General features: G+C 69.2%; 8 protein-coding genes and 1 pseudogene. 7 read left to right on the plus strand and 2 right to left on the minus strand.

The window, feature by feature from the left end; genetic code table 11:
• The 5 genes and pseudogenes from GT045_RS40085 to GT045_RS28505 form a co-directional block, all read left to right on the plus strand.
• Positions 1-223 (plus strand): annotated as a pseudogene (locus GT045_RS40085) (hypothetical protein); the annotation flags it as partial.
• A gap of 163 nt (positions 224-386) precedes the next feature.
• Positions 387-563 carry a hypothetical protein gene (locus GT045_RS39125; protein WP_202516353.1) on the plus strand — a complete coding sequence of 59 codons (177 nt, stop codon included), beginning with the start codon at positions 387-389 and terminating at the stop codon, positions 561-563.
• Between the two features lie 221 nt (positions 564-784).
• Positions 785-1255, plus strand: coding sequence for a BlaI/MecI/CopY family transcriptional regulator (locus GT045_RS28495; protein ID WP_272926912.1), 471 nt, complete (start codon positions 785-787; stop codon positions 1253-1255).
• A 9-nt stretch (positions 1256-1264) separates the two neighbouring features.
• A complete protein-coding gene (locus tag GT045_RS28500; protein WP_161287802.1) occupies positions 1265-1798 on the plus strand; it encodes an amino-acid N-acetyltransferase in 534 nt (177 codons plus the stop codon).
• Positions 1799-2001: 203 nt separating this feature from the next.
• Positions 2002-2337 (plus strand): Lsr2 family protein, encoded by a 336-nt coding sequence (locus tag GT045_RS28505; protein ID WP_161287803.1) that lies wholly within the window; start codon positions 2002-2004, stop codon positions 2335-2337.
• Here the strand turns inward: GT045_RS28505 and GT045_RS28510 are convergent.
• Positions 2316-2996: an SCO3374 family protein gene (locus GT045_RS28510; protein ID WP_202529106.1), complete on the minus strand. Its 681-nt coding sequence runs from the start codon at positions 2994-2996 to the stop codon at positions 2316-2318. The genes GT045_RS28505 and GT045_RS28510 overlap by 22 nt on opposite strands.
• Positions 2997-3426: 430 nt before the next feature.
• Between GT045_RS28510 and GT045_RS28520 the strand changes: the two genes are divergently transcribed.
• Positions 3427-5952 (plus strand): ATP-dependent Clp protease ATP-binding subunit, encoded by a 2526-nt coding sequence (locus GT045_RS28520; RefSeq protein ID WP_161287805.1) that lies wholly within the window; start codon positions 3427-3429, stop codon positions 5950-5952.
• A 243-nt stretch (positions 5953-6195) separates the two neighbouring features.
• On the opposite strand, the gene GT045_RS28525 is transcribed toward GT045_RS28520, so the two are convergent.
• A complete protein-coding gene (locus GT045_RS28525; RefSeq protein WP_161287806.1) occupies positions 6196-6828 on the minus strand; it encodes an HAD family acid phosphatase in 633 nt (210 codons plus the stop codon).
• Positions 6829-7293: 465 nt separating this feature from the next.
• On the opposite strand from GT045_RS28525, the gene GT045_RS28530 reads away from it, so the two are divergent.
• A partial coding sequence (locus GT045_RS28530; RefSeq protein ID WP_161335945.1) for a M23 family metallopeptidase occupies positions 7294-7770 on the plus strand: 477 nt, incomplete at its 3' end.

Raw genomic sequence — 7770 nt, forward strand, 5'->3', positions numbered from 1 at the left:
GGAGTCCGGGGACCCGCAGGACGCGGGGCAGGCCGAGGAGCCGCCCGAGCCCCCGCGCAAGCCCGCGCCGAAGCCCGCACCGGGTCCGGCGGAGCGGCCCTCGCCGAGGCCGGCCGAGTCGGAGCCGGCCGCGCCGAAGCGGCCCATCCCCACGCCGGGCGAGGTCTTCCCGCGCCGCAAACCCGCGCCGCCGGCGGAATCCCGGCAACTGGCCGCGGGCTGAGCCCTGCCGTCCCGCGCGCGAACGCCGGGCCGAGCCCGGCCGTCCCGCGCGACCGCGTGCTGAGCCCGGCGGTCCTGCGGGCGCGGGGCCGTCGTCCGCGACCCGTGGGGTGGTTCGTGCACCCCGGCCCCTTTGATCCTTCCCCCGTGGATACTCTGGAGGCATGGACTACGTCTCCGCGCTCGTGCCCCCGGTCGTCATGGCCGTGTTCTTCATCGGTCTGGTCAGGGTGATCGTGAAGACCCAGGGCGGGGCCGCCAAGGCCAAGGAGGACGCGGCCGTCGACGCCGCGCTCGCGCGCGTGGAGGGCTCGCGCCAGGCCCCCGCCGCCGACGCCTGAGCCCGGCCGCCGCCGACGCCTGAGCCCGGCCGCCGGGCGCCCCGGCGAACCCCGCCCGTCCCGGCGTACGACCCACCGAACCCCGCCCGTCCCGGCGTATGACCCACCCCACCCCGCCATTCCGAGTCGTACGCCCTTTTTGTTCGCGTTTGCAGGTCTAGCGCACGTCCGGCACGCCATCGCCGGGTTCTCCCACTATTGTCTGAGCTGTGCCTCGCCCATTGGGAGAACTCGAAGACGCGGTCATGACGCGGGTGTGGAAGTGGAACCGCCCGGTGACCGTTCGAGAAGTCCTGGAAGACCTCCAGCAGGAACGCTCCATCGCGTACACCACCGTGATGACGGTTTTGGACAATCTCCATCAGAAGGGCTGGGTGCGCCGCGAGGCGGAAGGGCGGGCCTATCGATATGAGGCCGTGTCCACGCGAGCCGCGTACGCCGCCGCCCTGATGAACGACGCCTGGTCGCAGAGCGACAACCCGGCAGCCGCTCTCGTCGCCTTCTTCGGCATGATGAGCCAGGAACAGCGCCAGGCCCTCAGGGACGCCGTACGCATCGTCCAGGGACCGGAAGAAACCCCGGAAGCCCCGGTGGCGCGGCAACAGGAAGCTCCCGAACCCCCGCGACGGGAAGCCCCGGAAGCCCGGCAAGAGGAGAACCCCGGCGCGGCGCGGGACGCGGACGGGCGATAGCGTCCGCTCATGTCAGCAGAGCGTCCCGAAGTCCCCGCAAAAGCCATCACCGTCCGGCGGGCCCGGACCAGCGATGTCCCGGCCGTGCGCCACCTCCTCGACGCCTACGTCCGCGACCGCATCCTGCTCGACAAAGCCACGGTCATGCTTTACGAGGACATCCAGGAGTTCTGGGTCGCGGAACGCGACGACAACGCCGAGGTGGTCGGCTGCGGCGCGCTGCACGTCATGTGGGAGGACCTGGCGGAAGTCCGGACTCTCGCGGTGAAGCCCGGCCTCAAGGGGGCCGGCGTCGGCCATCAGTTGCTGGAGAAGTTGCTCCAGACCGCACGCTGGCTCGGGGTTCGGCGCGTTTTCTGCCTGACCTTCGAAGTGGACTTCTTCGGGAAGCACGGCTTCGTGGAGATCGGGGAGACACCGGTCGACACCGATGTCTACGCGGAGCTGTTGCGTTCCTATGACGAGGGCGTCGCCGAGTTCCTCGGTCTCGAACGAGTGAAGCCGAACACCTTGGGCAACAGTCGGATGCTTCTGCATCTGTGATCGTCATTGCCCAGGTTCCCTATGTCCGAAACGCGCATGTTTCCGGACGCGGTGGGTCCGCTGAGTCTCTCCCGAGGGTTTGTGTTTTTCCGGCAAAAGCGGTTTGCTTTCCGACGTACTGCAGTACTGCATATAACAGGGGCGGCGAAACGGCGGGCGCCGCACACCCCTGGCCCTCAACGTTTTCGATGAAAGGAATAGCGGTGGCACAGAAGGTTCAGGTCCTTCTTGTCGACGACCTCGACGGCGGCGAGGCGGACGAGACCGTGACGTTCGCACTGGACGGCAAGACGTACGAGATCGATCTCACGACCTCCAATGCGGACAAGCTGCGTGGCCTTCTTGATCCCTATGTGAAGGGCGGGCGTCGCACCGGCGGCCGTGCCTCGGGTGGGCGTGGAAAGACGCGTGCCGCTTCCGGTGGCAACCAGGACACCGCGGCGATCCGCGCCTGGGCGAAGGAGAACGGTTACGAGGTCAACGACCGCGGCCGTGTTCCCGCGTCGATTCGTGAGGCCTACGAGAAGGCCAACGGCTGATTCCGCCGGCCGGCGGGATTCCCGACGCGGCAGCGCCGCAGCCGGACCCGGTGGCACTGCGCTGCCACCGTGTCCACCAGTCGTACGAGATCGGGGGCGCTCCCCTCGCGCCCCGCGCCCGAGCCGGCCGGCATGGCCGGCATGGCCGGCATGGCCGGCAGCGAGTCCACGACCTCGCCTCCCGGCCCGGGGGGCCGCAGCCACACACCGGCCACGGCCCCCTGAGCAGTGGCCCCCGCGGGCGGTGGCGGTGCCTCCAGCGTGTCGCCCTGCCCCAGGGCCCGCAGGTCCAGGGGCACCGCCGCCCACTCCAGCCAGTCGAGCAGTCCGGGCAGCTCCTCCGCGCTCCCCGGGGCCACCAGCAGCTCCATCCGGTCACCCCGAAGGACGACCGGCGAGCCCGGTGCGAGATGCCGGAGCGCGTGCGCGCCCGCCTCGGCCGGCACGTCGAGCACGTCGAACCGCACCCCTGTGAGCAGCCGTAGCGGCCGCCCGGGCACTGTCGGCCAGCCCAGATCGTTCTCGTACCAGGACCGGGCCGTCTCCTCCGGGCCCGCGAGGGCCTGCCGGGCGGGGACTCTGCCCGCGGGCGAGGTGCCCGTGGCGAGGGGCCGGCGGGGAGGGGGGATCGGGGATGCCGGAGGGACTGGGCCAACCATGCCAAGTGCAACCGCCGAAGTGGCGTCCGGGTTACGCTGGGTGTGCCGTCGGCTGCGCTGCGTGCCGAAGAAGGGGGCGTGTGGGGGCCCGGGGAGGCGCAAGGTTGTTCGCCCGTAGCGGAGTGAACCGGGGCGCGCGGCATGGAGTGTCAGTCCCCGCGGGTAAGACATGCCTAGTGGGAGGGGGCGACACGCAGTACGGGCCGTCTCACGTTCGCCATCGGCGTACTGGCGAGTGGGGTAACTGCCTGGCCTGCGGGAACATCGTCTCGCACCATCGGGTTGGAGCAGATGTCGGCGTTCGGGGTCAGGAGGCCATCGACGGTGTCGGCAGTTGGAATGAGCGGTCCCCGCTTGCGGGACTAAGCTGCGGAAGGACAGGGAGGGGAAGTTCCCCCCACTGCCTGACCGCTCTGAGGAGCGATTAACGATGTTCGAGAGGTTCACCGACCGCGCGCGGCGGGTTGTCGTCCTGGCTCAGGAAGAAGCCCGGATGCTCAACCACAACTACATCGGCACCGAGCACATCCTCCTGGGTCTCATCCACGAGGGCGAAGGTGTCGCCGCTAAGGCCCTGGAGAGCCTCGGCATTTCGCTTGAGGCGGTCCGCCAGCAGGTGGAGGAGATCATCGGCCAGGGCCAGCAGGCCCCGTCCGGGCACATCCCCTTCACCCCCCGTGCCAAGAAGGTCCTGGAGCTGTCGCTCCGCGAGGCCCTTCAGCTGGGCCACAACTACATCGGCACGGAACACATCCTGCTCGGCCTGATCCGTGAGGGCGAGGGCGTCGCCGCCCAGGTCCTGGTCAAGCTGGGTGCAGACCTCAACCGGGTGCGGCAGCAGGTCATCCAGCTGCTCTCCGGTTACCAGGGCAAGGAGACCGCCACCGCCGGCGGCCCGGCCGAGGGCACCCCCTCGACCTCTCTCGTCCTTGACCAGTTCGGCCGGAACCTCACCCAGGCCGCTCGTGAGTCCAAGCTCGACCCGGTCATCGGGCGTGAGAAGGAGATCGAGCGGGTCATGCAGGTGCTGTCCCGCCGTACGAAGAACAACCCGGTGCTGATCGGTGAGCCCGGCGTCGGCAAGACCGCCGTCGTCGAGGGCCTCGCCCAGGCCATCGTCAAGGGCGAGGTGCCCGAGACCCTCAAGGACAAGCACCTCTACACCCTCGACCTCGGCGCCCTGGTCGCCGGCTCCCGCTACCGCGGTGACTTCGAGGAGCGCCTGAAGAAGGTCCTCAAGGAGATCCGCACGCGCGGCGACATCATCCTGTTCATCGACGAGCTGCACACGCTGGTCGGTGCGGGTGCCGCCGAGGGTGCCATCGACGCGGCCTCCATCTTGAAGCCGATGCTGGCCCGCGGTGAACTGCAGACCATCGGTGCGACCACGCTGGACGAGTACCGCAAGCACCTGGAGAAGGACGCGGCCCTCGAGCGCCGCTTCCAGCCCATCCAGGTCGCCGAGCCGTCCCTGCCGCACACGATCGAGATCCTCAAGGGCCTGCGCGACCGGTACGAGGCGCACCACCGCGTCTCCATCACCGACGAGGCGCTGGTCCAGGCCGCCACCCTGGCCGACCGGTACATCTCCGACCGCTTCCTGCCGGACAAGGCGATCGACCTGATCGACGAGGCCGGGTCCCGGATGCGCATCCGCCGGATGACCGCGCCGCCGGACCTGCGCGAGTTCGACGAGAAGATCGCCGGTGTCCGCCGGGACAAGGAGTCCGCGATCGACTCGCAGGACTTCGAGAAGGCCGCCTCCCTGCGCGACAAGGAGAAGCAGCTCCTGGCCGCCAAGGCCAAGCGGGAGAAGGAGTGGAAGGCCGGCGACATGGACGTCGTCGCCGAGGTCGACGGCGAGCTGATCGCCGAGGTCCTCGCCACGGCCACCGGCATCCCGGTCTTCAAGCTGACCGAGGAGGAGTCCAGCCGCCTGCTCCGCATGGAGGACGAGCTCCACAAGCGGGTCATCGGCCAGGTCGACGCCGTCAAGGCGCTGTCGAAGGCGATCCGCCGTACGCGTGCCGGTCTGAAGGACCCCAAGCGCCCCGGTGGTTCGTTCATCTTCGCCGGCCCGTCCGGTGTCGGTAAGACCGAGCTGTCCAAGGCGCTCGCCGAGTTCCTCTTCGGCGACGAGGACGCGCTGATCTCCCTCGACATGTCGGAGTTCAGCGAGAAGCACACGGTGTCGCGTCTCTTCGGTTCGCCCCCCGGCTACGTGGGCTACGAGGAGGGCGGCCAGCTGACCGAGAAGGTCCGCCGCAAGCCGTTCTCCGTCGTCCTCTTCGACGAGGTCGAGAAGGCCCACCCGGACATCTTCAACTCGCTGCTGCAGATCCTGGAGGACGGTCGCCTGACCGACTCCCAGGGCCGGGTCGTGGACTTCAAGAACACGGTCATCATCATGACGACCAACCTCGGCACCCGGGACATCTCCAAGGGCTTCAACCTGGGCTTCGCGGCCTCGGGTGACACGAAGACCAACTACGAGCGCATGAAGAACAAGGTCTCGGACGAGCTGAAGCAGCACTTCCGTCCCGAGTTCCTCAACCGCGTCGACGACGTGGTCGTCTTCCCGCAGCTGACCCAGGCGGACATCCTGCGGATCGTCGACCTGATGGTCGGCAAGGTGGACGAGCGCCTGAAGGACCGGGACATGGGCATCGAGCTGTCCCAGTCCGCCAAGGAACTGCTGGCCAAGAAGGGCTACGACCCGGTGCTGGGCGCGCGTCCGCTGCGCCGCACGATCCAGCGTGAGGTCGAGGACACGCTCTCGGAGAAGATCCTCTTCGGTGAGCTGCGTCCCGGTCACATCGTGGTCGTGGACACCGAGGGCGAGGGCGACGCCCAGACCTTCACCTTCCGGGGTGAGGAGAAGTCGGCGCTGCCGGACGTCCCGCCGATCGAGCAGGCGGCCGGCGGTGCCGGTCCGAACCTGAGCAAGGACGCGTAAGCGTCCCGCCGACGGCCGAACGAAGGGGCCGGTGCCTTATGGCACCGGCCCCTTCCGGCGTCCTGCGGCCACCGGCCTCTTTCTGGCGTCCTGCGGCCACCGGCCCCTCTCCGGCCTCTTCCGGCGTCCTGTGGGGCGGCCACACGGGCCGGCGTCCCGCGGGGCGGGCACACGGCCCCCGGCGTCCTGCGGGCCGGACGCACGGGCCGGCGTCGCCTCCAGGCCGGTGGGTGCGACGCGTGCCTACGACAACTGGCCGTCGTAGTCGGGGAGCTTGTACGTCTTCTCCGCGTGGCCGCCCGACAGGTCGGTGGCGCTGTTGCCGATGTTCGCGATGATCGTGTAGCCGTCGTTCTCGATGTCGGCGCGCTGGGCGGTCTTGTAGGCGGCGACGTCCTTGAAGAGGTCGAACAGGCCGCGGACGTGCAGGCCGGAGACCTCGTAACCGTCGTGTTCGAGGTTGAACTCGGTGGGCCAGTACAGGATTCCGGGGCGGGCGGTGACGAAGAAGAGCGAGACGCCGTGGTCCTGGGCGTACCGGGCGACGTCCAGCACCGGCCTGTTGGCCGGCTGGGGGTAGCTGAAGCCGAAGTCGGTCTCCAGCGTGGTGTTGTCGATGTCGAACACGATCGCCTGCTTCTCGCCGGGCCCGGCGGCGGCGATGCGGTTCTTCAGGTACGGCAGGGCCTGGTCCATGACCGCCTGGCAGTCCTTCTGCCAGGTGGCGTAGTCGGTCTTCGCGGCCGCGCTGGTGGCCGCCGCGACGGCCGTGGGTCCCGCTGTCTCCGCCGCCTGGGCGGGGGCGGCCAGCGCGGCCAGAGCGGCCACGGACACGGCGGTCGCGGAGATGCTGCGTGCCCAGGGGCGTGTGGTCATCGTGGGGTCCTCTCACGTCCGTACGTCGTGTCCGCACGGGGCCTGAATGTCAGGGACATGCTCTTTGGCGAGAGTGGCGCGAGGGGAACCGTAGGGTTACCGGAGGGTAGGTGCCTAGGGGCCTGCGTCACATTTCTGCGGCCCCGGGGAGAGGCCACCGGTGATAAGCGGCACAGGCGAAATGTCCGGTACTAGACCTCATAGTGGGATGTGCCAGGTGGGCAAATCGGACTAAAAGTGGACCTAGGGCACAGGGGGCTGCGGAGGAGAACCGCGTCGTCAGGGGCTCGGCGGTCGCGTCGGGCGACTGTCAAGAACGTGCTTTGTTCTACGGTCATCTACTACTGGATGCCGTAGTTGGCCCGTTTTGGGCTTGATGCGGTGCTCGGTTACCAAGGGATGGCCGCCCCGGACGAATGTCTGTGCGCCGGGTGGCCCACTTGTCTCCGAGTTCACGAGGTCACGATGTTCCGACGCTTCACGTCCCGCTCCACCCGTACGTCCTCGCAGCGCAACCGCGTGGCCGTCCTGGCTGCCGGCATCGGCGCCACGGCCGTGCTGGGGACCGGGGTCGCGAGCGCCGCGGCGCCGTCCGCCGCCTCCTGGGTCGACCCGGTGAAGAAGTACACGCTCTCCGCCAGCTTCATGCAGTCCGGCAGCCACTGGGTCGCCAAGCACAGCGGCCAGGACTTCGCCGTGCCGACCGGCACCGAGGTCCTCGCCGCGCACGGCGGCACCGTCGTCAAGGCCGGCCCGAACGGCGCCGGTGACGGCCCCGCCTACGGCAACGCCATCGTCATCAAGCACGGCAACGGCACCTACTCGCAGTACGCGCACCTGTCCCGCATCGACGTCAGGATCGGCCAGGTCGTGCGGACCGGCCAGCACATCGCGCTGTCCGGCTCCACCGGCAACTCCACCGGCCCGCACCTGCACTTCGAG

The sequence above is a fragment of the Streptomyces sp. SID486 genome, assembly GCF_009865385.1.
Classification (GTDB): domain Bacteria; phylum Actinomycetota; class Actinomycetes; order Streptomycetales; family Streptomycetaceae; genus Streptomyces.

Coding starts and splice junctions, on each gene's coding strand:
- GT045_RS28510 (WP_202529106.1), bottom strand. CDS start 2,996: ATGGTTGGCCCAGTCCCTCCGGCATCCCCGATCCCCCCTCCCCGCCGG.
- GT045_RS39125 (WP_202516353.1), top strand. CDS start 387: ATGGACTACGTCTCCGCGCTCGTGCCCCCGGTCGTCATGGCCGTGTTC.
- GT045_RS28500 (WP_161287802.1), top strand. CDS start 1,265: ATGTCAGCAGAGCGTCCCGAAGTCCCCGCAAAAGCCATCACCGTCCGG.
- GT045_RS28525 (WP_161287806.1), bottom strand. CDS start 6,828: ATGACCACACGCCCCTGGGCACGCAGCATCTCCGCGACCGCCGTGTCC.
- GT045_RS28520 (WP_161287805.1), top strand. CDS start 3,427: ATGTTCGAGAGGTTCACCGACCGCGCGCGGCGGGTTGTCGTCCTGGCT.